The sequence below is a fragment of the Nocardioides sp. Z38_18 genome (genome assembly GCF_058215695.1).
The window spans coordinates 923,370-949,777 of the sequence record NZ_JBZAJE010000001.1 but is presented as its reverse complement, the minus strand read 5'-3'; the positions used below and the strand labels follow the sequence as shown (position 1 = coordinate 949,777).

The 26,408-nt window shown below is 71.4% G+C and carries 23 protein-coding genes; 6 read left to right on the top strand and 17 right to left on the bottom strand.

What is annotated here, in order from left to right; all coding sequences use genetic code 11:
* Nucleotides 1-69: 69 nt before the first annotated feature.
* The 5 genes from AC4BGC_RS04485 to dapA form a co-directional block, all read right to left on the bottom strand.
* Nucleotides 70-1,848 carry a helix-turn-helix domain-containing protein gene (locus tag AC4BGC_RS04485; protein WP_490554544.1) on the bottom strand — a complete coding sequence of 593 codons (1,779 nt, stop codon included), beginning with the start codon at nt 1,846-1,848 and terminating at the stop codon, nt 70-72.
* Nucleotides 1,848-4,457: an FtsK/SpoIIIE family DNA translocase gene (locus AC4BGC_RS04480; RefSeq protein ID WP_490554543.1), complete on the bottom strand. Its 2,610-nt coding sequence runs from the start codon at nt 4,455-4,457 to the stop codon at nt 1,848-1,850. Before AC4BGC_RS04480 ends, AC4BGC_RS04485 begins: the two co-directional genes overlap by 1 nt.
* Before the next feature lie 106 nt (nt 4,458-4,563).
* Entirely contained in the window at nt 4,564-6,315 is a 1,752-nt protein-coding gene (locus tag AC4BGC_RS04475; protein ID WP_490545786.1) for an ATP-binding protein, read from the bottom strand.
* Between the two features lie 239 nt (nt 6,316-6,554).
* The gene (locus AC4BGC_RS04470; protein WP_490554542.1) at nt 6,555-8,246 is read right to left on the bottom strand and encodes a ribonuclease J; all 1,692 of its coding nucleotides are present in this window, start codon (nt 8,244-8,246) and stop codon (nt 6,555-6,557) included.
* Entirely contained in the window at nt 8,243-9,136 is an 894-nt protein-coding gene (gene dapA, locus AC4BGC_RS04465) for a 4-hydroxy-tetrahydrodipicolinate synthase (protein ID WP_490545789.1), read from the bottom strand. Before dapA ends, AC4BGC_RS04470 begins: the two co-directional genes overlap by 4 nt.
* Before the next feature lie 77 nt (nt 9,137-9,213).
* On the opposite strand from dapA, the gene AC4BGC_RS04460 reads away from it, so the two are divergent.
* On the top strand, nt 9,214-9,786 hold the full coding sequence (locus tag AC4BGC_RS04460; RefSeq protein WP_490554541.1) for an NINE protein: 573 nt from the start codon (nt 9,214-9,216) through the stop codon (nt 9,784-9,786).
* Nucleotides 9,787-9,842: 56 nt separating this feature from the next.
* Here the strand turns inward: AC4BGC_RS04460 and AC4BGC_RS04455 are convergent, their stop codons facing one another.
* The 3 genes from AC4BGC_RS04455 to AC4BGC_RS04445 are packed head-to-tail and all read right to left on the bottom strand — an operon-like array spanning nt 9,843 to nt 12,123.
* Entirely contained in the window at nt 9,843-10,769 is a 927-nt protein-coding gene (locus AC4BGC_RS04455) for an LLM class F420-dependent oxidoreductase (protein ID WP_490545792.1), read from the bottom strand.
* Nucleotides 10,770-10,792: 23 nt separating this feature from the next.
* A complete protein-coding gene (locus AC4BGC_RS04450; protein ID WP_490554540.1) occupies nt 10,793-11,320 on the bottom strand; it encodes a dihydrofolate reductase in 528 nt (175 codons plus the stop codon).
* Nucleotides 11,317-12,123, bottom strand: a complete 807-nt coding sequence (locus AC4BGC_RS04445; RefSeq protein WP_490554539.1) for a thymidylate synthase — start codon at nt 12,121-12,123, stop codon at nt 11,317-11,319. The genes AC4BGC_RS04450 and AC4BGC_RS04445 overlap by 4 nt, the downstream gene beginning before the upstream one ends.
* On the opposite strand from AC4BGC_RS04445, the gene AC4BGC_RS04440 reads away from it, so the two are divergent.
* From AC4BGC_RS04440 to AC4BGC_RS04425, 4 genes are read left to right on the top strand one after another with little or no spacing between them, the layout of a single operon-like run.
* Nucleotides 12,122-12,997 carry a hypothetical protein gene (locus AC4BGC_RS04440; protein WP_490554538.1) on the top strand — a complete coding sequence of 292 codons (876 nt, stop codon included), beginning with the start codon at nt 12,122-12,124 and terminating at the stop codon, nt 12,995-12,997. The genes AC4BGC_RS04445 and AC4BGC_RS04440 overlap by 2 nt on opposite strands.
* Nucleotides 12,998-13,020: 23 nt before the next feature.
* Nucleotides 13,021-13,572 (top strand): GNAT family N-acetyltransferase, encoded by a 552-nt coding sequence (locus AC4BGC_RS04435; protein ID WP_490554536.1) that lies wholly within the window; start codon nt 13,021-13,023, stop codon nt 13,570-13,572.
* A 20-nt stretch (nt 13,573-13,592) separates the two neighbouring features.
* Nucleotides 13,593-14,315 (top strand): AzlC family ABC transporter permease, encoded by a 723-nt coding sequence (locus AC4BGC_RS04430; RefSeq protein WP_490554535.1) that lies wholly within the window; start codon nt 13,593-13,595, stop codon nt 14,313-14,315.
* Nucleotides 14,312-14,620 carry an AzlD domain-containing protein gene (locus AC4BGC_RS04425; protein ID WP_490554533.1) on the top strand — a complete coding sequence of 103 codons (309 nt, stop codon included), beginning with the start codon at nt 14,312-14,314 and terminating at the stop codon, nt 14,618-14,620. The genes AC4BGC_RS04430 and AC4BGC_RS04425 overlap by 4 nt, the downstream gene beginning before the upstream one ends.
* A 5-nt stretch (nt 14,621-14,625) precedes the next feature.
* Here AC4BGC_RS04425 and AC4BGC_RS04420 read toward each other — a convergent pair whose 3' ends face one another.
* Nucleotides 14,626-15,912 carry a thymidine phosphorylase gene (locus AC4BGC_RS04420; RefSeq protein ID WP_490554532.1) on the bottom strand — a complete coding sequence of 429 codons (1,287 nt, stop codon included), beginning with the start codon at nt 15,910-15,912 and terminating at the stop codon, nt 14,626-14,628.
* A gap of 98 nt (nt 15,913-16,010) precedes the next feature.
* Between AC4BGC_RS04420 and AC4BGC_RS04415 the strand changes: the two genes are divergently transcribed.
* Entirely contained in the window at nt 16,011-17,366 is a 1,356-nt protein-coding gene (locus tag AC4BGC_RS04415) for an MFS transporter (protein ID WP_490554530.1), read from the top strand.
* Here the strand turns inward: AC4BGC_RS04415 and AC4BGC_RS04410 are convergent.
* The 8 genes from AC4BGC_RS04410 to AC4BGC_RS04375 all read right to left on the bottom strand — a co-directional run bounded on the left by AC4BGC_RS04410 (nt 17,347) and on the right by AC4BGC_RS04375 (nt 26,401).
* The gene (locus AC4BGC_RS04410) at nt 17,347-18,510 is read right to left on the bottom strand and encodes a cytochrome P450 (RefSeq protein WP_490554529.1); all 1,164 of its coding nucleotides are present in this window, start codon (nt 18,508-18,510) and stop codon (nt 17,347-17,349) included. The two genes, AC4BGC_RS04415 and AC4BGC_RS04410, sit on opposite strands and share 20 nt — an antisense overlap.
* Nucleotides 18,482-18,895 (bottom strand): cytidine deaminase, encoded by a 414-nt coding sequence (locus AC4BGC_RS04405; protein WP_490554528.1) that lies wholly within the window; start codon nt 18,893-18,895, stop codon nt 18,482-18,484. The genes AC4BGC_RS04410 and AC4BGC_RS04405 overlap by 29 nt, the downstream gene beginning before the upstream one ends.
* Nucleotides 18,892-20,151 carry an ABC transporter permease gene (locus tag AC4BGC_RS04400; RefSeq protein ID WP_490554527.1) on the bottom strand — a complete coding sequence of 420 codons (1,260 nt, stop codon included), beginning with the start codon at nt 20,149-20,151 and terminating at the stop codon, nt 18,892-18,894. The genes AC4BGC_RS04405 and AC4BGC_RS04400 overlap by 4 nt, the downstream gene beginning before the upstream one ends.
* Nucleotides 20,148-21,251 (bottom strand): ABC transporter permease, encoded by a 1,104-nt coding sequence (locus AC4BGC_RS04395; protein ID WP_490554525.1) that lies wholly within the window; start codon nt 21,249-21,251, stop codon nt 20,148-20,150. Before AC4BGC_RS04395 ends, AC4BGC_RS04400 begins: the two co-directional genes overlap by 4 nt.
* Nucleotides 21,248-22,777, bottom strand: coding sequence for an ABC transporter ATP-binding protein (locus AC4BGC_RS04390; RefSeq protein WP_490554524.1), 1,530 nt, complete (start codon nt 22,775-22,777; stop codon nt 21,248-21,250). Before AC4BGC_RS04390 ends, AC4BGC_RS04395 begins: the two co-directional genes overlap by 4 nt.
* A gap of 96 nt (nt 22,778-22,873) precedes the next feature.
* Nucleotides 22,874-23,977, bottom strand: coding sequence for a BMP family lipoprotein (locus AC4BGC_RS04385; RefSeq protein ID WP_490545812.1), 1,104 nt, complete (start codon nt 23,975-23,977; stop codon nt 22,874-22,876).
* Nucleotides 23,978-24,080: 103 nt separating this feature from the next.
* Complete coding sequence (locus AC4BGC_RS04380) at nt 24,081-25,286, bottom strand: amidohydrolase (RefSeq protein ID WP_490545813.1); 1,206 nt, start codon at nt 25,284-25,286, stop codon at nt 24,081-24,083.
* Nucleotides 25,287-25,321: 35 nt separating this feature from the next.
* Nucleotides 25,322-26,401 (bottom strand): hypothetical protein, encoded by a 1,080-nt coding sequence (locus AC4BGC_RS04375; RefSeq protein ID WP_490554522.1) that lies wholly within the window; start codon nt 26,399-26,401, stop codon nt 25,322-25,324.
* Nucleotides 26,402-26,408: the final 7 nt, after the last annotated feature.

Below are 26,408 nucleotides of genomic sequence, written 5' to 3'. Positions count from 1 at the left end.
ACGGACAGGCCGCCACATCACGAAAAGCGCAGGCTGGGTCGCTCGGAGCGAACGTCCCGGCGCACCGGCTCAGCCGAACTCCTTGCTCGCAGCCGCTTGCGAGTCGCCGACGGCACCCTTCGGCTTGCCGAGGAAGGACACCTTCACGGCCTCCCCCACGCTTGCGGTCACGTCGAACGGAGCCAGTCCGATGACCTGCTGGCGCTGGCCGTCGGCGAGCTTGCCGGCCCACAGGATCCGTCCGTCACGGTCCCGGATCACCACCTGGGGGCTCTTGCCCTTGGCCGCGACCTCGAGGGTCGCCAGGGTCATCTTCGGAGCCTTCTCCGTCTCGGACGTGGCCAGGCCGGCCGCGTCCACGACGTTGGGCGCCGGGCTGACGAGCTCCTGCGGGGTGTCGTTGAAGACCCGGGCCATCCCCCAGATGCTGGCCAGGGCCAGCACGCTCGCGGCGAGCAGGCTCCACCGCGGTCCGGTGTAGGTGCTGCGTACGCCGCCGCCGATGCCGGTGGCCAGCTCCGCCTCGAAGACCTGCTTGGCCTCGATCTCGGGACGGGCGTAGTGCTCGTCGTAGAGGTCGAGCAGCTGCTGCGGGTCGAGACCGAAGATCCGCGCGAGCGTGCGCAGGTGGCCGCGGGCGTAGAAGTCCCCGCCGCAGGCCTCGAAGTCGTCGATCTCGATGCACTCCAGCACGTGCGGCCGGATCCTGGTGCGCTCGCTGAGGCCGTCGATGCTCAGCCGGGTGCGGTGGCGCGCGGCCGCGATGATCGGGCCGATCATCGCGTTCTCGGCCGGCCGCGGGGCGGCGGCTGCGGTGTAGTCGTCCACCTTCGCCACCACGACGGGGCTCTGCGCGGAGCGCTGGGAGGGGATGGCCGGCGGGTCCGGCAGCATCCGCACCGAGTCGAGGACCACCTCGACCCGGGCTGCGGGCCGGGGCTCGCGGGCGGGCGCGACCGGGGTGAACTCCTCCTGCTCCCGGTCGTCTTCCACGTCCTGGTGCTCGTCGGCTGCCGTGTGCGGTGCCTTGGCAGCGGGGTCGGCCACCTCGGCCGCAGCCGGCTCCGGCGTCGTGGTCTCGGGGTCGGCGGTCTGCACGTCGGTCGGGTCGGCGGCCACAGTCTCGGCATCCGCGGTCTCGGCGTCCACGGACCTGCTGGTTGCGTTCCTGTTCGCGGCGGCACTCTGGACCCGGGCGCGCAGGGTCGCGAAGCGGGCGCGTGCGGAACCGGCCCGCTCAGGGACGCTCTCTGCGTCGGCGACCTCCTCCTCGGCGGGCGCCTCCGGCTCGATCCGGGTGAGCACCATGACCGGCACCCGGCCGCTGGCCAGGGAGTCGAGGTCAGCGGCGAGGTCGCCGCTGAGCCCGTCGAAGTCCACCTTGGTGGTGCGCGCCAGCGGGAGCACGTAGGCCTGTGCCAGGTCGTTGCGCGGGGTGGCGGTCGCCTCGGTGCCGTCGACGTCGGCCGCAGGCTCCTCGGCCAGGGACTGCCGCAGCAGGGACTCCTCCGCGCTCAGAGTGCGCGGGTGCACCACGACCCGGCCGTCACGCAGCCAGGACTTGGGGGCCTGCACGTCCACGTGCTCGATGTCCTGCCAGCGCAGCCCGCTCCAGGTCTCCCCGCGGCGTACGCGGACGCCGAGCTCGTCGGCGACCATCAGCGGCGCGCGCCCGTCGCGGACGACGAAGAGCTGCAGCAGCGCCACTGCCGCCACCAGCAGGCACCACAGCCAGTCGGTCCAGGCGCTGGTCTGCAACGCACGCGAGAACCACGCGACGGTCATCACCGCGGCGGCCAGTGCCACCAGGGCGGCCAGCCTCGAATTGTGCCGAACCGAAACGCCCATCACTGCTCTCCCTGGAGGTTCGAGATCACGTCATCGAGGTCGTCCGGCTTGATCATCACGTCGCGTGCCTTGGATCCCTCGCTCGGACCGACGATCCCCCGGCTCTCCAGGATGTCCATCAGCCGGCCGGCCTTCGCGAACCCGACCCGCAGCTTGCGCTGCAGCATCGAGGTCGAGCCGAACTGGGTGGAGACCACCAGCTCGATCGCCTGCACCACCAGCTCCATGTCGTCGCCGATGTCGTCGTCGAGGTCGCGCTTGGCCGCGGCCGGTGCCGTCACGTCGTCGCGGTAGCTCGGCTGGAGCTGGTCCTTGCACTGCTTGACCACGAGCGCGATCTCGGCCTCGGTGACCCAGGACCCCTGGACGCGCACCGCCTTGGAGGTGCCCATCGGCAGGAACAGGCCGTCACCCTGCCCGACCAGCTTCTCCGCACCCGGCTGGTCGAGGATCACGCGGCTGTCGGCCAGCGAGCTGGTCGCGAACGCCAGGCGGGAGGGCACGTTGGCCTTGATCAGGCCGGTGACCACGTCCACGCTGGGGCGCTGGGTCGCGAGGATCAGGTGGATGCCGGCCGCTCGCGCGAGCTGGGTGATCCGGACGATCGAGTCCTCGACGTCACGCGGCGAGACCATCATCAGGTCGGCGAGCTCGTCGACGATCACGCACAGGTAGGGGTACGGCGCGAGCACCCGCTCGCTCCCGGCGGGGACCTCGACCTTCCCGGCGCGGACCGCCTTGTTGAAGTCGTCGACGTGACGGAAGCCGAAGTTCGCCAGGTCGTCGTAGCGCATGTCCATCTCGCGCACGACCCACTGCAGCGCCTCGGCCGCCTTCTTGGGGTTGGTGATGATCGGCGTGATCAGGTGCGGGATGCCCTCGTAGGCGTTCAGCTCGACCCGCTTGGGGTCGACCATGATCATCCGCACCTCGTCGGGCGTGGAGCGCATCAGCAGCGAGGTGATCATCGAGTTGATGAAGCTGGACTTTCCGGAGCCGGTGGCACCGGCGACCAGGAGGTGCGGCATCTTGGCCAGGTTGGCGACCACGAAGCCGCCCTCCACGTCCTTGCCGAGCCCGACCACCATCGGGTGGTGGTCGTTGCGCGCGACGTTGGAGCGGAGCACGTCGCCGAGGGAGACGACCTCCTTGTCGAGGTTCGGGATCTCGATGCCGACCGCGGACTTGCCCGGGATCGGGCTGAGGATCCGCACGTCGGCCGAGGCCACCGCGTAGGAGATGTTCTTCGCGATGCCGGTGATCTTCTCGACCTTCACCGCGGGACCGAGCTCGACGATGTAGCGGGTGACGGTCGGGCCCCGGGTGTAGCCGGTGACCTGGGCGTCGATGTCGAACTCCTCGAGCACCTGGGTCAGGCGCGAGACCACGGCGTCGGACGCCTTCGACCGGGCCTTGTGCACCGAGCCCGGCTTGAGCACCTCGCTGTCGGGCAGCGAGTAGGCGATGTCGCCGGAGAGCGAGAGCTGCTCGACCCGGGCAGGCAGGGGGCTGTGCGGCGGCGGCTCGAGGGTCTCCTTCGCGGCGGGGCCGGCGACCTCCTCCACCGGGCCGGTGAGGTCGAGGTCGATGTCCTCGTCCCTGCTCTGGTCGCTGACCGGCTCCTGCTTCTTGCGGCTGCGGCGGCCGAGCTCACGCTTCTCGATGCTCTGCGGGTCGAGCACGGGCGAGTCGTACGCCGGGTCGCCCATCTCGGGGTCGATCTCGTCGTCGACCCGCTTGCGGCGGCCCGCCTTGGACTCCGGCGCCAGGTCGGCCTCCTCCTGGGAGGGGTGGTGGCCCATGATCCGCTCGCTGAGCTCACGGAGCCGGGCGGGGACCTGGTAGACGGGGGTGGCCGTGACCACCAGCAGCCCGAACACAGCCAGCAGCACGAGCAGCGGGACCACCACGTAGGCGGTCTGCAGCAGGTCCATCAGCAGCTTCGAGACGACGAACCCGATGGCTCCGCCCGCCTGCTGCAGCGGCGCGGTGTCGCCGAGCTTGGGGGTCGGGGAACCGTTGGAGATGTGCACGATGCCCAGCAGGCCGAACAGCAGCGCGGTCCAGCCGATCGCCTGGCGGCCGGCGGGTCCGTTGGTCTCGGGGTCGCGCAGGTTGCGCCAGGCGACGAAGCACAGCAGCAGCGGCACGAACCACGCCAGCAGGCCGACCGAGCCGGCCACGACGGTCCGGGTGAACTCCCCGATCCCTCCGGGCAGCTGCCACCAGACCGAGGCGGCGACCACGAGTGCCACCCCGAGGAGGAACAGGCCGGCCCCGTCGCGGCGGTGCTCGGGCTCGAGCTCGCCGGCGGTGTGCCCGATCCGGCGTACGCCGCCTCCGACCGCGTGGGCGAGCGCCAGCCAGCCCGTCATCAGCACCCGCGCGATCGCCATGAAGATCCGGGCGATCGGTCCCGGCCCGTTGCGGACCGCACGCGGCGCGGGCCGCGCCCCCTTCTTGGAGGACGCGGTGGAGCGTGCTGCGGGCTTTCGCCCTGACTTGCTTCCCGTGGACCGGGTTCGCGAGGTCGAGCTCCCCTGCGCCGACTTGCGGGCTGGAGAGCTCTTGCTACGCGACGCCGGCGGGGAAGACGTACGGGTCGCCATGGTGCGAATCTACCCCGAACACCTCATCCGTCCCTTGCGTCACACGCCGCACAGCGACCGGTGTCACTCGAGCCGTCCCGCCCTCCACGGCGCCGACGGCGGTGTCTCAGCTCGCGGGGCTCTCGCCGAGCAGGGGCAGCCGGAGCCGGAAGGTGCTCCCGACGCCGAGCTCGGAGGAGACCTGGATCTCACCGCCGTGCATGTGCGCGACCCGGCGCGAGATCGCCAGCCCCAGGCCCGTGCCGGGGATGGACAACGCCTCGGGGTTGCTGGAGCGGTGGAAGGCCGAGAACAGGTGCACCTGGTCGGCCGCGGAGATGCCCAGCCCGGTGTCGGCGCAGCGCAGCCACGCGTGCCGGTCGTCGCGGCCCACGGCGAGGTCGACGCAGCCACCGGGGCGGCTGTACTTCACCGCGTTGCTGACCAGGTTGTCCACGACCTTGCCCAGGTCGTCGGGGTCGGCGGTGACCATCACCGGCTCGTCGGGGAGCTCGAGGCTCAGCGTGACGCGGCCGCGCTCGGCCTGGAGCGCCATCAGCTCGGCGCTCTCCTCCGCCAGGGTGCGCAGGTCCACCGGCACTCGGACGGTCTCGCGCTTGTCCTGGATCTGGGAGTAGTTCAGGAGGTTCTGCACCAGCCGGTCGAGCCGGTCGGCGTTGCGCGAGATGGCCTCCACGGACCCGATCCCGGTGTCCAGGTCGTCGAGGAGCTCGATGTGGCCCATGATCGAGGTCAGCGGGGTCTTCAGCTCGTGGGAGATCGTGGCGATCAGCTCGCCCTTGTAGCGGTCGAGCTCCTGCAGCTCCCCCACCAGGTGCCGCTCCCGGTCGTAGAGGCGCGCGTTGAGGACCACCCGGCCCAGGGCTCGGCCGACCTCCATCACCGCCTCCTGCTGCTCCTGGGTCCAGGTGCTCAGCATCAGGTCCCGGGTCAGCAGCACGTAGCCCAGCAGCTCGCGGCCCACGGCCACGGGCGCGAACATCAGGCTGTAGCCCTCGTTCTCCTCCACCAGGGCCCGGACCAGGCGACGCTGGTCGTCCTGCAGGCTCTCGTCGAGCTGGCAGGTGTCGCTGGACTCGATCACCACGGGCCGGCCCAGCTCCCAGGCGCGCTTGGCCAGGAGACTCTTGACCGCCACGAGCTCGCGGCTGGACTCGTGGTCGTCGGGCGGGTACGCCGCGGACTGCTCGACCTGGCCGAGGTCGCCGGAGGGGAAGCACCGGATCCACAGGCGCTCGGTCTGCAGGTGCTTGGCGATCGCCTGGGCGGCCTCGCGCAGGGAGAGGTCGAGCTCCGCGAGCTGGCCGGCCGAGGAGACCGCACGCAGCATGTCGCCCATCCGGACCTGGTCGCCGAGGCGCTCGCGCTGCTGGGCGTTGTACATCGCCAGCCCCGCCTGGACCACGAACATCTCGAGGAGCTCGCGCTCCTCGCGATTGGGGACCCTGTTGCCGGGAGGCAGGTCGACCGACATGTTGCCGAGCAGCTGCCCGGTCGCGGAGTAGAGCGGGGCGTAGAGGGCGTCGAGGGGGTGCCAGGCGTCGGCGCTGGCCCCGGGCTCGAAGTCGGGCACCCACGCGGACTCCTCGAGCGCGTCGGGCATCCGGTCGTGCGGGACGAAGCGGAGCACCCCCCACTCGTCGGCCTGGGCGAACTCGTTGAAGATCGAGGCCACCGGCGTACGCCGCCCGATGATCTGCTCGCGGACCTCCTCCGGACCGGCCACCGTGGTCATCACGAAGGTGTCGCCCTCGAGCCGGGCGATCGCCGCGATGCCGTAGCCGAGCACCTCTACGACCCCGCGCGCGATCTCGTCCAGCACTTCTGACAGGTCCGTCGAAGAGTTGACGCGCAGCATCAGCTCATAGAGTCGGCGGATCCCCTCTGCGCGAGGAGACTCTGTCAATTGCATCGGGCGGGCCCCCGTGGACACAGTTCAGGTGGGACCAGTTGTTTGGTCTCACGCGATTCTAGGGCGATTCGCCCGTTTCCGTCGGTGCTTTATCCCACATGGCGGGTCGGCCGCCCCCTGTCCGGACCCCGGATCGGCTTCTCCGTCCGAAAACCTGTCCCGGAAGGGGGCGTCGGGATCGCCGGCTACGCCTCCAGGACGACCGGGATGATCATCGGCCGGCGACGGAGCCTGCCGCCCACCCAGCGCCCCACGACCCGCCTGACGGTCTGCTGGAGCTGGTAGGCGTCGTTGACCCCCTCGGCCACCGCCTTGTCGAGCGCGGCGATGATCGGGTCCTTGATCTCGTCGAAGGTGGTGTCGTCCTCGGCGAAGCCGCGGGCGTGGATCTCGGGCCCGCTGATCACCTTGCCGGTCTGGGAGTCGATCACCACGATCACCGAGATGAAACCCTCCTCACCGAGGATCCGGCGGTCCTTCAGGGAGCTCTCGGTCAGGTTCCCCACGGAGCTGCCGTCGACGAAGACGTAGCCGCAGTCGACCTTGCCGGTGATCGCGGCCTTGCCCTTGACCAGGTCGACCACCACGCCGTCCTCGGCGATGACGACCCGCTTGGGGTCGATCCCCGTGGCCCGCGCGAGCTCGGCGTTGGCCAGCATGTGCCGGATCTCGCCGTGCACCGGCATCACGTTGCGGGGCTTGACGATGTTGTAGCAGTAGAGGAGCTCACCGGCGCTGGCGTGACCACTCACGTGGACCAGCGCGTTGCCCTTGTGCACCACGTTCGCGCCGCCGCGGGCCAGCCCGTTGATCACCCGGTAGACCGCGTTCTCGTTGCCGGGGATCAGCGAGGAGGCCAGCACCACGGTGTCGCCCTTCTCGAGGTTCACGAAGTGGTGGTTGCGCTGGGCGATCCGGGCCAGCGCAGAGAGCGGCTCACCCTGCGAGCCCGTGGAGAGCAGCACCACCTTCTCCGGCGGCATGTCAGCCGTCGCCTTCGCGTCGATCAGCAGCCCGGGCGGCACCTCGAGGTAGCCCAGGTCACGGGCGATGCCCATGTTGCGCACCATCGAGCGCCCGACGTAGGCGACCTTGCGGCCGTGCTCGGCAGCGGCGTCCATCACCTGCTGGACGCGGTGCACGTGCGAGGCGAAGCAGGCCACGATGATCCGCTTCTCGCTCGTGTGGAAGACCCGGTCCAACACCGGTGCGATGTCCTTCTCCGAGGTGGTGAAGCCCGGCACCTCGGCGTTGGTCGAGTCGGTCAGGAACAGGTCCACGCCCTCCTCGCCCAGGCGCGCGAACGCACGGAGGTCGGTGATCCGGCCGTCGAGCGGCAGCTGGTCCATCTTGAAGTCGCCGGTGTGCAGCACCATGCCGGCAGGCGTGCGGATCGCCACGGCGAGCGCGTCGGGGATCGAGTGGTTGACCGCGACGAACTCGAGGTCGAACGGGCCGAAGCTGATCCGGTCCCCCTCGGCGACGATCGACTGCTGGACGTCCTTGATGCGGTGCTCGCGCAGCTTCGGCCCCAGCAGGGCCAGCGTCAGCTGGGAGCCCACCAGCGGGATGTCGTTGCGCTCACGCAACAGGTAGGGGACGGCACCGATGTGGTCCTCGTGGCCGTGGGTCAGCACGAGCGCGTCCACTGCGTCGAGCCGGCTCCGGATCGCGTCGAAGTCGGGCAGGATCAGGTCGACGCCCGGGTGGTTCTCCTCGGGGAAGAGCACCCCGCAGTCGACGATCAGCAGGCGCCCGTCGTACTCGAAGACGGTCATGTTGCGGCCGACCTCGCCCAGGCCGCCGAGGGCGATGACCCTCAGCCCGCCCTTCGCCAGTGCCGGGGGTGCGGACAGTTCGGGGTGGGGATGGCTCACAGCAGGTTTGCTCCTAGGAGCGCGGCACGCAGGGCCGCGACCTCGTTGTCGTCGAGTGGGACCAGGGGGCCCCGCACGTTGCGGTTCTCGATCACGCCGAGCAGCTGGAGAGCTGCCTTGGCGGTGGTGGCGCCGTAGTTGGGCACGCCCATGACGGCGGCGAAGACCGGCAGCAGCCGGGTGAACGTGTCCAGGGAGGACTCGTGGTCGCCCGCGTCGTACTGCTCGATCACCTGGCGCAGCAGGTCCCCCGCGACGTGGCCGGCCACCGAGACCAGCCCGCAGCCGCCGTGCGCGAGGTAGCCCAGCAGCAGGCCGTCGTCGCCGGCGTAGACGTCGAGACCGAGCTGGCGCAGGACGATCGTGTCAACCGGGTTGCCGGTCGCGTGCTTGACGCTGGTGACGGTCTCCAGCTTCGCGGCGGCCTCGTAGGTCTCCATCGCGATCGCCTGGCCGGTGCGTCCGGGCACGTCGTAGAGCATCACCGGCAGGCTGGTCGCGCGGGCGACCTCGGTGAAGTGGTGCAGGATCCCGGCCGGGCCCGGCTTGTTGTAGTACGGCGCCACCAGCAGCACCGCGTCCACCCCGACCTTCTCGGCCTGGACGGCGAGCTCGACCGAGTGGGAGGTGGAGTTGGTCCCGACCCCGGCGATCACCCGGCCGCGGTCGCCCACGGCGTCCTTGACGGCTCGCAGGATGTCGCCGTCCTCGGGCACCGTGGTCGTGGGCGACTCCCCGGTCGTTCCGCTGACGACCACTCCGTCGTTGCCGTGCCGGATGAGGTGGTCCGCGATCGCACCGGTCCCGTCCAGGTCGACCGCACCGTCGTCGGTGAACGCCGTCGCCATGGCAGTGAGCAGGCGCCCGTAGGGCGCAGCAGGCAGACTCATGTCCACAGGTTATCCGGCGCGGTGAGCCCGCGTGGTGGCGGCGCTCGCAGGCCGCCGTCCGACATATATTCCTCGCCATGAGTGACGACCAGCAGCGGCCCGACCCTGCCCCGCAGTACGGCCAGCCCGACCAGAGCCAGCCCTACGGCCAGCCCGACCAGACCCAGCAGTACGGGCAGCCCGACCAGACCCAGCAGTACGGCCAGCAGTACGGGCAGGGCTCCGGCTACGACCAGGGCTACGGCCAGCAGTACGGCCAGCAGCAGTACGGCCAGGCCCCCGCGGTCAGCGGCGCGTTCATGCTCGCCCACCTCGGTCAGGAGTACGGCCCCTACGGCTTCGAGCAGCTGCGCCAGATGGCGCTGACCGGTCAGCTCAAGAGCGACGCGCAGGTCCGCGAGCAGTCCGCGGGCGGCTGGTTCCCCGCCAGGCAGCTCCCCGGGCTGTTCTCCCACCGCGAGTGGCTGGTCACCGTGCTGCTCTCGTGGTTCCTCGGCATGTTCGGCATCGACCGGTTCTTCCTCGGCTACACCGGCCTCGGGGTCCTCAAGCTGCTCACGTTCGGCGGCTGCGGCGTGTGGCAGCTGATCGACTTCGTCCTGATCCTGCTCCGCAAGATCCCCGACTCCGAGGGCCGCCCGCTCGCCTAGCCCGGTCTGACCCTCCTAGCCCTCGCCCGGAGTCCTGTCCCAGGTGCTCACGCTGATCACAGCTGGGGCAGGACCTCCGCGGCCACGAGCTCGAGGTGGTCGAGGTCGTCGAGGTCGAGGGTCTGGAGATACATCCGCTGGGCGCCCAGCTCGGCGAACACACCGATCCGGTCGACCACCTCGGCCGGCGTGCCGGCCAGCCCGGTCTCGCGCAGCTCGTCGACGTCGCGGCCGATCGCCTCGGCACGCCGGCGTACGTCGGCATCCGTCGCGCCGCAGCACAGCACCAGGGCGTTGGAGTACACCAGCTCCTCGGGAGCGCGCCCGATCTCCTCGCAGGCGGCCCGCACCCGGGCGAACTGGGCCCGGGTCACCTCCTCCGAGGCGAACGGCAGGTTGAACTCCGCCGCGAACCGGGCCGCGAGGGCCGGCGTACGCCGCTTCCCGGTCCCGCCGATGAGCACCGGCGGGCCGGGCCGCTGCACCGGCTTGGGCAGCGCGGGCGAGTCGGTCAGCGTGTAGTGCTCCCCCGAGTGGGAGAACCGGTCCCCCTCCGGGGTGGCCCAGAGACCGGTGATCAGCGCGAGCTGCTCCTCGAACCGGTCGAAGCGCTCGCGCGTGTCGGGGAACGGGATGCCGTAGGCCGCGTGCTCCTCGGCGAACCAGCCGGCGCCGAGGCCGAGCTCCACCCGGCCGCCGCTCATCTGGTCGACCTGGGCGACCTGGATCGCGAGCGGGCCCGGGAACCGGAAGGTCGCCGAGGACATCAGCGTGCCGAGCCGGATCGTGCTTGTCTCTCGAGCGAGGCCGGCCAGCGTCGTCCACGCGTCCGTCGGGCCGGGACCACCGTCCCCGCCCATCGCCAGGTAGTGGTCGGAGCGGAAGAACGCCCCGAAGCCGAGGTCCTCGGCTGCTCGTGCGACCCGGAGGAGCTGGTCGTAGGTGGCGCCCTGCTGGGGCTCGGTGAACACACGCAGTTCCATGCGCCCACCGTAGGGGGCGGGTTCTAGAGGGCTCGCTCCAGCCAGCGGATCTCGTAGGGCGGGTCGTTGTCGTGGTGGCGCTCGCGCCGGGTCTCGTGCCACTCCAGCTCGGTGAAGTCCGGGTAGCGGATGTCGCCGTCCGGCTCGAGGTCGACCTCGGTGAGGATCTGGTCGGTGGCCAGGGGCAGCGCGTCGCGGTAGACGCCCGCTCCCCCACCGATGTTCACCACGTCGTCGAGGTCCGCGCCGATCGCGATCGCCTCCTCGACCGATCGCGCGACCAGCACCCCGTCGTACGACCAGTCGGGGTTGCGGGTGACCACGATGCTCTGCCGGTCGGGCAGCGGCTTGCCGATCCCCTCGAACGTGGTCCGTCCCAGGACGAGCGGGTGTCCGACGGTGACGCGCTTGAAGTGCGCGAAGTCAGCCGGGATCCTCCACGGGATGCCGCCGTCGCGGCCGATGACGCCGTTCCTCGCCCGGGCGGCGACCAGCACCACGCGGACCTCGCCGGGCCGCACGGGCTGCCCTGGCTCTGCGGGGCGCGTCATACGGAGATCGGGGCCTTGATGACCGGGTGGGGGTCGTAGCCCTCGATGCTGATGTGCTCGAGGTCGAAGCCGTCGAGAGCGGTGACCGACGGGTCGAGGTGCAGCGTGGGCAGCGGGCGGGGCTCCCGGGTGAGCTGCAGCTCGGCCTGCTCGAGGTGGTTGAGGTAGAGGTGGGCGTCGCCGAAGGTGTGCACGAAGTCGCCGACCTCGAGGCCGGTGACCTGGGCGACCATGTGCGTGAGCAGGGCGTACGACGCGATGTTGAACGGCACGCCGAGGAACACGTCGGCCGATCGCTGGTAGAGCTGGCAGCTGAGCTTCCCGCCGCCCTCCGAGGGCGCGACGTAGAACTGGAACATGGTGTGGCACGGGGCCAGCGCCATCTCCGGGATGTCAGCGACGTTCCACGCCGAGACGATGTGGCGCCGCGAGTCGGGGTTGCTGCGGATCTGCTCCACCACCTGGGCGAGCTGGTCGATGTGCCGACCGTCGGGCGCCGGCCACGAGCGCCACTGGTAGCCGTAGATCGGGCCCAGGTCGCCGTTGGCGTCGGCCCACTCGTCCCAGATGCTGATGCCGCGGTCCTGGAGCCACTTCACGTTGGTGTCGCCGCGCATGAACCACAGCAGCTCGCCGAAGACCGAGCGGGTGTGCACCTTCTTGGTGGTCAGCAGCGGGAAGCCCTCGGAGAGGTCGAAGCGCATCTGGTGGCCGAAGACGCTGCGGGTCCCGGTGCCGGTGCGGTCGGACTTCTCGACGCCCTCGTCGAGGATCCGGCGGAGGAGGTCGAGGTAGGCCTGCATGCGGACAACCTACCGCCGCGGGGTACGTGCGAGGCTGGCCGACATGGTGGTCGGACTGGTCGCGGCGTTGCTCGCCGCGCTGCTGTTCGGCGTGGGCGCGGTGATGCAGGCGGTCGCGGCTCGATCCGGCCCGCTGATCTCGGTCCGGACGGGCGTTGTCGCGCTGGTCTACGTCGCGGGCTGGCTGCTGCACGCGGTCTCCATCGCGACGGTGCCGCTGTACCTCGCCCAGGTGGGCATCTCGACCTCGCTCGCGGTCACCGCCGTGGTCTCGACCCGCGCCCTCGGGGAGCCGTTGGCCACGCGGCACCGGGTCGCGATCGGCGTGCTCGTGGGCGGGTTGGCGCTGCTCGCGGTGGCCTCCGGTCCCGTGGGCAACCACCGGTTCGGTCCGGGCGACATCGGGGTGCTCTACGCCGTGCTGGCCCTGACCCTGCTGCTCTCGGTCGTGGCGCTGCGGCTGCACGGTCCGCGCGCCGGCTATTGGCTGGGGTGCCTGGGCGGGGTCGCCTACGCCGGTTCCCCCGTCGGCACCCGCGCCCTCGTCGACCCCAGCTGGAGCTGGCTCACCCTCGCCCCGGTGCTGAGCATCGGCCTGTTCGGGCTGCTCGGGTTCTGGCTCTACTCGGTGGCGATGCGGCGCACCTCGGTGATCGCCGCCAGCGCCCCGCTCGTGCTGCTGCAGACCGTGCTGCCGGCGCTGGCCGGCGTGCTGGCGCTCGGCGACTCCTTCCGGCCGGGATGGGCGGTCGTCGCCGTGGGCGGGTTCCTGGCGAGCACCGCGGCAGCCCTGGTGCTCAGCGACGCCGAGGCCCGGCTCGACGAGGTCACCGGCCTGCGCGGCGTACGCCCGACCGACCGGCTGGCGGGCTGAGCACCGGTGGTTGGATGGTCACCATGACCAGCGCCGACGTCTCCGCCCGAATCGCCTGGGCCGAGGACGCCCCCGCCATCGCGGCCGTGCAGGTACGCGCCTGGCGTGAGTCGTACGCCGACCTGCTGCCGGCCGAGGTCCTCGCCTCGCTCGACCCCGAGGAGCTCGCCGAGGGCTGGCGCGGCGCACTGGGCCGGCCCGCCGACGCCCGCAACCGGGTGCTGGTCTCCCTGGAGCGCAACCTGGTCACCGGCTTCGTGGTCACCAGCCCGGCCGCCGACCCCGACTGCGACCCGATCAGCGTGGGCGAGCTGAGCGACCTCACGGTCGACCCGCACAAGCGGCGCGCCGGCCACGGGTCACGGCTGCTCCAGGCCGGGATCGACACCCTGGTCGCGGACCGGTTCCAGCTCGCGGTGACCTGGCTCCAGGCGGTCGACGACACCACCCGCACCTTCCTGACCAGCGCCGGCTGGGGACCCGACGGCGCCCACCGGACGCTCGACCTGATGGGCGACGGGAGCACCACCGTCAAGCAGGTGCGCCTGCACACCGCCCTGGTCGACCAGGGCTGAGCCCACCCCGGACACAGCCGATGGCACTCGACGTCGCGACGCGCACGATCGTGCGTGACGGCGTCGCGGTCGGTGTCGCGACCGGGGCCTACGGCATCTCGTTCGGCGCCATCTCCGTGGCGAGCGGCCTCGACGTGTGGCAGTCGTGCGCGCTGTCCCTGCTGGTGTTCACCGGCGCCTCCCAGTTCGCCCTCGTCGGCGTCGTGGGATCCGGCGGGAACCCGTTCCTCGGCGCGCTCTCGGGGCTGCTCCTCGGCACCCGGAACACCCTCTACGGACTGAAGGTCTCGCCGCTGCTGGGCTGGCGCGGCTGGCGGCGGGCGGCCGCGGCGCACGTGCTGATCGACGAGTCCACCGCGATGACCGTGACCCGCACCAGCCGCGAGCACGCCCGGGCCGGGTTCCTCTCGGCCGGTCTGTCGGTGTTCGTGCTGTGGAACCTGGCCACCCTGGTGGGCGCGCTGGCCGGCGACGAGCTCGGCGACCCGCGCCGGTTCGGCCTCGACGCCGCCGTGGGCGGGGCGTTCCTCGGGTTGTTGTGGCCGCGGCTGGCCACCACCCGCAACCGGGTCGCCGCCGCGCTCGGCGCCGCCCTCGCGCTGTCCCTGGTCCCGGTGGCCCCGGCCGGCGTGCCCGTGCTGGCGGCGGGGGTGGTCGCCCTCGGCCTGGGCCTGATCGGCCACGACACCGGTGGGAGCGAGGCCGAGCCCGACCCCGAGCCCGACCCCGGGGGGCGGCCGTGATCTGGGCGGCGGTCTTGGTCTGCGCCGTGGGCTGCTACCTGCTCAAGCTGGCCGGGATGTCGGTGCCCGAGCGCGTGCTGGAGCACCCGGTGCTGCGGCGTACGGCCGACCTGCTCCCGGTCGTGCTGCTGGCTGCGCTGGTCGCCGTACAGGTGTTCGCCACCCCGGCCCCCGAGGGACAGGTCCTCGCGGTCGACGCCCGCCTCGCCGGCCTCGGCGCGGCCCTCGTCGCCCTGCTCCTGCGCGCGCCGTTCATCGTGGTGGTCTTCGTCGCCGCCCTCACCGCGGCACTGCTCCGCTTGTAGCGCGCTCAGCCGATCCGGTCGAGCACGATCGGCCCGGATTCGTACGCCGACCCGGCGGGCGCGACCTCGTAGCCGCCCTCCAGCGAGGCCAGGGCCCGGTCGAAGCGCTCCGGCTCGTCGGTGTGCAGGGTGAGCAGCGGCTGGCCCTCGGTGACCTGGTCCCCCGGCCTCGCGTGCCACTCCACCCCGGCGCCCGCCTGGACGGAGGCGCCCTGCCTGGCCCGGCCCGCGCCGAGGCGCCAGGCGGCCATGCCGACCGCCATCGCGTCAAGGCGGGTGAGCACCCCGCTCGCGGGGACCGGCACCACGTGGGTCTCCCGGGCCGCGGGCAGCGGCGCGGAGGGGTCGCCGCCCTGCGCGGAGATCATCCGGCTCCAGGTGTCCATCGCCCTGCCGGAGGCGAGCACCTCGGCCGGGTCCACGTCGTCCACGCCGGCACCGGCGAGCATCTCCCGCGCCAGCGCGACGGTGAGCTCGACGACGTCGGCCGGGCCACCGCCCTGGAGCACGTCGACCGACTCGCGCACCTCGAGGGCGTTGCCCGCGGTGAGCCCGAGCGGGGTGGACATGTCGGTGAGCAGCGCGACGGTGTGCACGCCGGCGTCCTGGCCGAGCTCGACCATCGTCGAGGCCAGCTCGCGGGCGCGCTCGAGGTCCTTCATGAACGCACCGGTGCCGACCTTGACGTCCAGCACCAGCGCACCGGTGCCCTCGGCGATCTTCTTGCTCATGATCGAGGAGGCGATCAGCGGGATCGCCTCGACGGTGCCCGTCACGTCGCGCAGCGCGTAGAGCTTCTTGTCGGCCGGCGCCAGCCCGGAGCCGGCGGCGCAGATGACGGCGCCCACCTCCTCGAGCTGGCGCAGCATCGCCTCGTTGGACAGCGCCGCCTCCCAGCCCGGGATCGACTCGAGCTTGTCCAGGGTGCCGCCGGTGTGGCCCAGCCCACGGCCCGAGAGCTGGGGCACGGCCACGCCGCACGCCGCCACCAGCGGCGCGAGGGGCAGCGTGATCTTGTCGCCGACGCCTCCGGTGGAGTGCTTGTCGGCGGTGGGTCGCGAGAGCGAGGAGAAGTCCATCCGCTCGCCGCTGGCGATCATCGCGTGCGTCCACCGCGAGATCTCCCGACGGCTCATCCCGTTGAGCAGGATCGCCATCGCCAGCGCCGACATCTGCTCGTCGGCCACGTCCCCGCGGGTGTAGGCGTCGACCACCCAGTCGATCTGGCTCTCGCTGAGCTCGCGCCGGTCCCGCTTTGCCGTGATCACCTCGATCGCGTCGTGCGTTGCCACTGCTGCCTCCTAGGCGTCCACCGGCGTACGCCGAGCCCCGAACCTATCGCGGGGAGGTCGGTGGCCGACCCGCCCCGGCCACCCGGCAGGCTGCTCCCATGACGGTCGAGCCGGGGAGCGTGCGCGAAGACCTGTTCGGCCCCGGCCAGCGCGCCGTCACGATCGGGATCGTGCTGCTGATCAGCATGGTCGCGTTCGAGAACATGGGCGTCGGCACCGCGATGCCCGCACTCGTGGCGGACCTCGGCTCGGTCTCGTCGTACGCCTGGCCGTTCGTCGCGTTCATCGCGACCAACGTGGTCGGGACCGTCCTCGGTGGCCGGTGGTGCGACGCCCGCGGACCCGCCGCCATGCTGATCGGCGCGCCGGCCGTGTTCGGTCTCGGCCTGCTGGTGGCCGGCACCGCGAGCACGATGGCCCAGCTCCTCGCGGGCCGGGTGCTCCAGGGACTCGGCGCCGGAGCACTCGGAGTCGCGGTCTACGTGCTGATCGCGCTGGTCTACCGCCCGCACGCCCGTCCGGCGGTCTTCGGGCTGACCTCCTCCGCGTGGGTGGTGCCCTCCCTGGTCGGCCCTCCCGTCTCCGCGGTGGTCACCGAGCGGCTCTCCTGGCACTGGGTGTTCCTGGGCCTGCTCCCCCTCGTCGTGCTCGCGGTGGTGCTCGTGGTCCCGGCGTCCCGGGGGCTCGGGGCACCCGCCGAGCCGCCACCCGTGCGGCCCGGCCTGGTCCCCGCCGCGGTCCTCGCAGCGGTGGCCGTGGCCGCGCTGAGCTGGTCGGGCCAGCACACGACGGTCCCCGGCCTGATCGTGGCCCTGGCGGCGATCGCGGCCCTGGTCCCCTCCCTGCGTCGGCTGCTCCCGCCGGGCTCGTTCGCCGCCCGCCCGGGGATCGCCGCCGTGGTGGCCGGCCGCGCCCTGATCGCGGGGGCCTTCTTCACCGCCACCGCCTACCTGCCGCTGATCCTCACCTCCACCCACGGGTGGTCCCTCACCGCCGCCGGCACCCCGCTCATCGTCGGCTCGCTGGGCTGGTCGGCTGCCTCCGCGTGGCAGGCACGGCACCCGCAGCTGTCCCGTCCACGACTGCTGCAGGTGGGGTTCGTCGCCCTCTCGGTCGGGCTCGGCGGGCTGCTGCTCGTGGCTCCGGCGTGGGGGCTGACCTGGCTGGCGCTGCCCACCGTGGGACTGGCGGGCATCGGGATGGGCCTCGGGTTCTCGGCGCTGTCCTTCCTGGTGCTCCAGGAGTCCGGCCCCGGGGAGGTCGGGTTCAACTCCTCCTCGGCCCAGCTCTCCGACCAGCTCTCCCAGGCGGTCTTCGTCGGCCTCGGCGGAGCCCTGCTGGTCGCCTTCGTCACCCCCGCGAGCGCGCTCACGCTGCTCCTCGTCGTGCTGGTGGCGCTGGCGGCGACCGGGGCCGTGGTGGCCCCCCGGACGGTCAGCCCGGGGAACCGCTGACCGTCACCTCGTGGAAGCCGCGCAGCACGAAGGTCCCACGGCTGCGGGGCTCACCGGCCAGGCCCAGGTCGGGGAACCTGGTGAACAGCGCCTCCAGCGACTCCACGAGCTCCATCCGCGCCAGCGGTGCGCCGAGGCAGAAGTGCAGGCCGGCACCGAAGGCGAGGTGCGGGTTCGGGTCGCGCGCCGGGTCGAAGGTGTCGGCGTCCTCGAAGACGGCCGGGTCCCGGTTGGCCGCTCCCAGGAGAGCGGCGATCTGCTGGCCCTCCTCGACCACCACTCCGCCGAGCTCCACCCTCTCGGTGGCCGTGCGCACGAACAGCTGCAGGGCGGAGTCGAAGCGCAGCATCTCCTCGACCGTCAGCGCGGTGTCGGCCGCCGGGCGCAGCCCGCGGGAGAGCAGCGCGACCAGCCCGTTGCCGAAGACGTTGACCGAGGCCTCGTGCCCGGCGTTGAGCAGCAGCACGACCGCGGCGACCAGCTCGTCGTCGCTCAGCCCCGCCGCGAGCAGGTCGGTGGTGAGGTCGTCGCCCGGCTCGGCGCGCCGGCGGGCGAGGTGCTCACGCACGTGGTCGGCGAACTCGCCTGCCGCGAGCACGGCGGCGTCCACCACGGCGGCCGCCGGGTCGGGCTCGTACATCCGCACGATCGCCTGCGACCACGCCCTGAGCGCGGGCACATCGGTGACCGAGAGTCCGATCAGCTCGGCGATGACCAGCACGGGCAGCGGCTCGGCGTACTCCCCGATCACGTCGAAGCCGGCCGGGTCCACGTCGTCGAGCAGCGACGCCGCCAGCGACTGCACGCGCGGCCGCAGCCGTTCCACGTGCCCGCGGTTGAACGCGCCGGCCACGGCACGCCGCAAGCGGGTGTGCTCGGGCGGCTCGTTCTCCATCATCTGGTTGCGGTGGAGCAGGTTGAACGGCTCCAGGTAGGCGGCCGGCTCGCGGTCGCGCCAGATCCGTCCCAGCCGGCGGTTGCGCAGCACGGCTCCGGCGGTGGCGTGGGAGAACGTCAGCCAGGCGTTGCTCGGTTCGTGCCAGGCCACCTCGTGCAGCTCGCGCTCGGCGGCGAAGTACGGGTACGGGTCCGCGACGAGGTCGGCGGAGCCGAGGTCAAGCGAGGTCGTGGGGACCGAAAGCATCGGGAAGTACCTCATCCATTCGTCGTACACCGGAGACGGTGAGCAGCAGCAGGTCCGGGCCGCCGCTCTCCATCAGCAGCTGCCGGCACCGCCCGCAGGGCATGATCACGTCGTCGAGCCCGTTGACGCACACCGCGTGGGTGAGCCGCCCGCCGCCGGTGACGTGCAGCTGGGAGACCATCCCGCACTCCGCGCACAGGGCGACGCCGTAGGCCGCGTTCTCCACGTTGCAGCCGACCACCACGCGGCCGTCGTCGACGAGCGCTGCGGCGCCGACGCGGTAGCGGGAGTACGGCGCGTAGGCGTGCGTCGCCGCCTCCACCGCGCGGGCCTTGAGGGAGTCCCAGTCGAACTCCTCGCCGAGCTCCTGGCCGACCGCGCTCATCCCGCCGACCCCTTCCGGTAGACGACTCCGTCCGCCGCGGGCATGCGTAGTCGCTGGGAGAAGAACGCCAGCACGAGCAGCGTGGTCAGGTAGGGCGCCATCGTGGTGAACTCGCTGGGCACCACGTCGGTGAGGAGGTACCACGCGCCGAAGACGGCACCGAAGACCAGCGTGGTGACCGCGGAGCGGCGCGAGCCGCGCACGAGCTGGTAGATCGCGAACGCCACGAGCAGCAGCGCCAGCACCAGCAGCAGCGCGTGCACCGACACCGTCCCCTGGCGGAACGGGAGCGCCTGGGTGTAGCCGAACAGCGTCGAGCCCATGAACAGGCCGGTCGGGCGCCAGTTGCCGAAGATCATCGCCGCGAGGCCGATGTAGCCGCGCCCACCGGTCTGTCCGACCTGGAAGCCGGAGGAGGACACCAGCGCCAGGTAGGCCCCGCCGAGCCCGGCGAGCCCGCCGGAGATGAGCACCGCGATGAACTTGTAGCGGTAGACGTTGACGCCCAGCGACTCCGCGGCGGCCGGGGCCTCTCCGCAGGAGCGCAGCCGAAGACCGAAGCGGGTGTGCCAGAGCACGTAGATGCTCCCGAAGATCAGCACCAGCCCGAGCAGCGTGAGCACCGAGAGGTTCTTGGTCAGCATCTCCACGACGCTGGCCAGGTCACTGACCAGGAACCAGTGCTTCTCCTCGATGGTGTTCATCGGGTCGGAGATGAAGGAGATGTTGATCCTCGGAGGGGTCGCCAGCGACGGTGACTGGGTCGGGCCTCCTCCGGGGAGCGCGGCGAAGAAGGTCTCGGCCATGAACCCGGTCAGGCCCGCCGCGATGATGTTGATGGCGACGCCCGAGACGATGTGGTCGACGCCGAACACGACCGTGGCCAGGGCGTGCAGCGCCCCGCCGAGGACGCCGAACAGCACCGCGCCCAGCACGCCGGCCACGATGCCGTAGTGGTAGGTGAAGTAGCCGGCTCCGATGGTGCCGACGATCATCATCCCCTCGAGGCCGATGTTGACCACGCCCGCGCGCTCGGCCCACAACCCACCGAGGCCCGCCAGGGCGATCGGCATCGCCGCGGTCAGGGTCACGGTCAGCGTCCCGGACGAGGTCAGCTCGTCGGCGCCGCTGATCACACGCACCAGGGAGAGCAGGGCGAAGCCGGCGAGGACGTAGAGATAGATCCAGCGTCGGCGCTGCTTCTTCGCCTCCGGGGTCCGGACCGGGGGCAGCGGGGCAGCCGTGGCGGCGCTCATGACACGGGCTCCTTGGGCTTGGCGGTGGTGTCACCGGAGGCCAGCTGCGCGGCAACCGAGGCCTGCTCGTGCCGGACCCGGTAGCGGCGTACGACCTCGTAGGCGATCACCACCGCGATCACGATCACGCCCTGGGTGACGGCCACGATGTCCGGCGACACGCCGACCAGGATGTTGAGCAGGTTGGCCTGCTCGCTGAGGAAGGCGAAGATCAGCGCCCCGAAGGCGATCCCGACGGGGTGGTTGCGACCGAGCAGGGCCACCGCGATGCCGGAGAACCCGATGCCTGCCTGGAACGAGGACCCGTAGTTGTGCGCGTCGCTGAACAGGGTCGGCATCCCGATCAGGCCCGCCACGGCTCCGGAGATCAGCATCGAGATCACGATCATCTTCTTGACGTTCACCCCACTGGCGACGGCCGCGCTCTCCGAGGCGCCGGCGGCCCGCAGGTTGAACCCGAACCGGGTGCGGTTGAGCAGCACCCAGAAGAGCACCCCGACCACCACGGCCAGCAGGGAGAGCCCGAAGAGCTTGGTGGGGCTGTCGCCGAAGATCGTGATGCCGCCGACCCAGCTCTCCTGCTCGATCGTCTTGGTGGAGCGGGAGTTGCCCGTCGTCGACCCGACCTTGCTCAGGCCGTAGGCCACCACCGAGAGCGCGATGGCGTTGAGCATGATCGTGGCGATCACCTCGCTGACGCCGCGCGTCGCGCGCAGCAGGCCGGCGATCCCGGCCCAGAGGGCGCCCGCGAGCATCGCGACCAGGACCGCCACGACGGTGTTCAGCTTGCCGGGCAGCCAGCTCGCGCCGGCGAAGGCCGCCGCGGCGAACGCCGCGACGCGGTACTGGCCCTCCACGCCGATGTTGAACAGGTTCATCCGGAAGCCGATGGCCGCGGCGACGCCGGAGATGTAGAGGATCGCGGAGGCGTTGAGGATGTTCACGATGTTGCGGCCCGCGGGCCAGGTGAGCAGCGTGCTCCAGAAGCCGGGCACGTCGTCCCCGCTGACCAGCAGAACCAGGCTGGAGATCAGGGCCGCGACGATCAGGGCCAGCACGGGGGCGGCCAGCCCCAGTGCCGCTCGCTTGAACAGGCTCATCGGTCCGCCTCTGCTCCGGTCATCGCCGAGCCGAGCTCCTGCGGGGTGACGTCCTGGGGGTCGAAGGTGCCCACGAGCCGGCCGCGCAGCAGCACCTGGATGGTGTCGGAGAGGCCGATCAGCTCGTCGAGGTCCGCGGAGATCAGGAGGACGGCGAGGCCTTCGCGACGCGCGTCCTTGATGTGGCCCCAGATCTGGGCCTGCGCGCCGACGTCGACGCCCCGGGTGGGGTGCGAGGCGATCAGCAGCACCGGGTCGCCACTCATCTCGCGCCCGACGATGAACTTCTGCTGGTTGCCGCCGGAGAGCGCCCGGGCCGTGGTCTCGATGCTGGGGGTGCGGACGTCGTACTGCTCCACGATGCGGGCGGCGTCGGTGCGGGCACCCCGGGGGTTCAGCCACGGCCCCTTCACCGAAGGCTCACGGGTCTGGTGGCCCAGGATGCGGTTCTCCCACAGCGGCGAGTCGAGCAGCAGGCCGTGACGCTGGCGGTCCTCGGGGATGTAGCCGATGCCGGCGGCGCGACGCTCTCCGGTGGACCAGCCGCTGATGTCCTCCTCGCCGAGGCGGACCGTGCCGCTCAGCGGGTGCCGCATGCCGACCAGGGTCTCGACGAGCTCGGTCTGCCCGTTGCCCTCGACTCCGGCGATGCCCAGGACCTCCCCGGCGTGGATGTCGAAGCCGATGTCGGCGAGCTCGGTGCGGCCGTTGGCGTCGCGCAGCTCGATGTCGCGGACCGAGAGCAGGACCCGGTCGGTGACCGTGGACTCCTCGGTGCTGGGTGAGGGGAGCTCGCTGCCGACCATCAGCTCGGCCAGCTTGCGCGAGGACACGTCGGCGGGCTTGACCGACGCCACGGTGGTGCCGCGGCGGATCACCGTGATCTCGTCGGCGACCGCGAGGACCTCGTCGAGCTTGTGCGAGATGAAGATCAGCGTGTGCCCCTGCTCCTTGAGCTGGCGCAGGTTGGCGAACAGCGCGTCGACCTCCTGCGGCACGAGGACGGCGGTGGGCTCGTCGAGGATGATGATCCGCGCGCCCCGGTACAGCACCTTGAGGATCTCGACGCGCTGGCGCTCGCCGACGCCGAGCGTCTCGACCAGCTCGTCGGGATCGAGTCCGAACCCGTAGCGGTCGGAGATCTCCAGGATCGACTGGCGGGCGGCCTCACCGATGCCGTGGAGCTTCTCGGCCCCCAGCGTGACGTTCTCGAGCACGGTCAGGTTGTCGGCCAGCATGAAGTGCTGGAAGACCATCCCGATCCCCTCGGCGATGGCGTCGGCCGGGGTGGAGAAGGTGACCTGCTTGCCGTTGACGCTGATGGTGCCGTCGTCGGGCTTCTGCACGCCGTACAGGATCTTCATCAGCGTGGACTTGCCCGCGCCGTTCTCCCCGACCAGGGCATGGATCGTGCCCGTCTTGATGGTGATGTCGACGTCGTGGTTGGCGATGACGCCGGGGAAGCGCTTGCCGATCCCCCGCAGCTCGATCGCCTCTGCCGTGAGGCTCGAAGCGCTGCTCGACACGGTTCCCTCCCTAGGTGCTGCGCCTGACGCACAGGTGCCCGGGCGACAACCTAGCCTGTCGCCCGGGCCCTGCTTCAACGGTGGTTGCCGGTCAGGTCACTTGACCTTGGCGGGGTCGGTCGGGACGACGATCTCGCCGCTCTTGATCTTCTCCGCGGCGGCGTCTATCTGCTCCGAGACGTCGTCGACGAAGCCACCGGACTTGGAGTAGCCGACACCGTCGATCTTCAGGTCGTAGTTCTTGAAGCCGGGCTGCACGTCCTCGTCAGCGTTCGCCTTGACGTAGTCGAAGACCGCCGTGTCGATGCGCTTGAGCATCGAGGTGAGCATGTGCTTCTTCTGCGACTCGTCGACGGTGAGGTACTGGTCGGAGTCGACGCCGATGGCCCAGTTGCCCTCGCCCGCGGCCTCGACCGCGTCGAAGACACCGAGGCCGGACTTGCCGGCAGCGTGGTAGACGATGTCCGCGCCGGACTCGTACATGGCGGTCGCCGCGTCCTTGCCGCCGGTCGGGTTCTCGTAGCCGGTCTCGCCGTCGTTCGGGTCCTCGGTGAGGTACTGGACGTCGATCTTGATGGCCGGGTCCACGGACTTCACACCCGCGGCGTAGCCGGCCTCGAACTTCTTGATCAGGTCGCCGTGCGTGCCGCCGACGAAGCCGACGTGCTTGGCCTTCGACTTCAGCGCCGCGGCCACACCGACCAGGTAGGAACCCTGCTCCTCGGCGAAGACCAGGTCGGTCAGGTTCGCCAGGGGCTTCTTCGGCAACGTGGTGCTGTAGCCGTCGATCACCGAGAACTTGGTGTCGGGGTACTCCGCGGCCACGGTGGCGGCAGCAGGCGAGTAGATGAACCCGACCGCGACGATGGGGTTGTAGCCGCCCTCGGCCAGGGTCCGGAGACGCTCGGCGCGAATGGTGTCGTTCTCCTTGGGCGCAGCCTTGGCCTCGGTGCAGGTGGCGCCGAGGTCGTCGACGGCCTTCTCCACGCCCTTGTAGGCGGAGTCGTTGAACGACTGGTCGCCGCGACCGCCGACGTCGTAGGCCAGCCCGATCTTGGGTCCGTCGCCCTTGGCCGCCTTGCAGACGTCGGCAGCGGCCTTGGAACCGCTGTTCCCGGACTCGTTGCCACTGCTGCCACAACCGGCGAGGGTCAGTGCGCTCACCATTGCTACTGCCGCGATCTTGCTGAACCTACGCAAGATGCCTCCTTGATCTTGGTGTGCCTCGGCGGCACGGGATGGCGGCACCATATGCGAGCAGGCCGGGTCGCTCCTACTTGGCGCACACCGAACGGGGGAACCGTTATGCGTCGGTGACCATGGAGTTGAGGGCGGCGGCCGCGAGCACGCCGGCACCGACCGAAATGGCCCGTTCGTCCACGCGCAGGTCTCCCTGGTGCAGGTCGTAGGTGGGTCCACCCGGTGTCCGGGTGCCCAGCCGGGCCATCGCCCCGGGCACGCTCTCGAGGTACCACGCGAAGTCCTCGCCGCCGAGGCTCTGCGAGGTGGCGACGTGTGCACTGGAGCCGAGGACGACGTCGATCGCGCGACCGAGCAGCAGGGTCGAGCGGTGCTCGTTGACCACCGGGGGCACGCCCCGCACGTAGGTGACCACCGCGTCCACGCCGTACGGCTCCACGATCTGGTCGATCGTGTCGCGGATCAGCTTCTCCGCGTCGGCCCAGGCGACCGCGTCGAGCATCCGGACGGTGCCGCCCGCGCGGCCGGTCGCCGGGATCACGTTGACCGCCGAGCCCGACCGCACGATCCCCCACACGACGCTGACGCCGGCACGTGGGTCCAGGCGCCGGGACAGTACGGCGGGCAGCTCGGTGACCAGCTTGCCGAGGGCGAAGGTCAGGTCCTCGGTCAGGTGCGGACGCGAGGTGTGACCGCCCTTCCCGGAGAGGAGCACGTCGAGCGAGTCGGCGGCGCCGGTGAGCGGACCCTCACGCAGGCCCACGGTGCCGACGTCGAGGCCGGGATCGGCATGGAGGCCGAAGATGCGGTCCACCCCGTCGAGGGCACCCGCCTCGATCGACATCAGGGCTCCGCCCGGCATGATCTCCTCGGCCGGCTGGAAGACCAGTCGCACCCTGCCCGGCAGCTCGTCGCGCACAGCGGCCATGGCCAGCCCGGCTCCGAGGAGCGCGGCTGCGTGCACGTCGTGCCCGCAGGCGTGGGCGACCCCGGAGACGGTGCTCCGCCACGGGTCGGAGGTCAGGTCCTCGACCGGCAGGGCGTCCAGGTCGGCGCGCAGGGCGACGACGGGACCGGTCCCCGAGCCGATGTCGACGACGAGCCCGTTGCGGGGCAGCGGCCGGGGCACGAGCCCGGCCTCGTCGAGCCGCTTGGCGATCACGGCCGTCGTACGTTCCTCGGCCCACGACAGCTCCGGGTGGGCGTGCAGGTCGCGACGGAACTCGATCAGGGACTCGGACTGGGCCTCGACCCCGTCGAGCACCGTGCGCAGCAGCCTGGACACGTCAGCGTTGGGAGCGGAGGTCACGACGGTCAAGCCTATCGGCCCCCGACGGGCAACGCTCAGGAGACTCCGCTGACGCGAGACTGGACCTCGATCACCGGGATCTCGGTGACCGCGGACATCGTCTTGGCCTCCAGCTCCCCACCGGGACCGGCGTTGCTGGTCCACGTGGCGCCCCAGCCCGTGGTGGCCTGCACCGGGAACCCGCCCGGGTAGGCGAAGGAGCTGGACGGGAAGACGAGCACGCAAGCCGACGCCGGGTCGACGCCGGGGGCATAGGCCGTGCGCGCCTGGGCCGCGGTGCAGCCACCGGTCACGACGGGGCTGCTCACGGTCATCCCGCCGGGCCGCGCGGTGACCGTGACGCTGACTCCCGCCGCTTCCGCGGTGACCTCGCGCACCTCGACGGCCGCCGGGTCCCGGGTCCACAGCCAGGTGGGCAGGTTGACCAGCGTCGCGTCGTCGGCCGCGGCGAGGTGGGGGTTCCACTCCAGCGCCGGCTGCTTGAGGTCCATCACCTCGTAGGCGTAGGCGGCCAGGTCCTCGTCGGAGACCGCGGGCGGTGGCTGCTGGCCGGTGGGGAACGCCCGCCAGCTCATCAGCACGGGTCCGAACGGGCCCTCGGCGACCGGGGTTCCGCAGGCCTGGGCGACCTTGCCGGTGTCGGCGGCGTAGTTGTCGTCGCCCGGCTTGCCGCCCACGGCGCCGTCGCGCACCTGGAGGCTGTAGAACGTGAGTTCCTCGCCGTCAGCGGCGCGGCGGATGATGTCCTTGAAGTACGCCTCGGAGGGCATCGCGAGCGTGCCGGTGGCCGCGTGCCCGGTGAGCCAGGGCCGGACCTTCTCGGTGTAGTACTTCTGCACTGCCTCCGGGTCGCTGGTGTCGACCGAGCCCGGGTCGAGCAGCGTGGTGGACAGGTCCTCCCACCAGCACATCGGGGGCGGGCCGGGCACCGAGCCCACGAGCGACTGGCTCACGTCGCCGGACAGGCTGACCTGCACCTTGGCGCCATAGCCGTCCTCGGTCGCGGTGCCGCCGTTGCCGGCGTACGCGGGCGCGGAGCCCAGCGCCGCCGCGACCAGAGCCGCGACGCCGGCAGCGGCGCCGGCCAGGAACCTGGTGGGACGTCTCGTCGTCATCGCACTC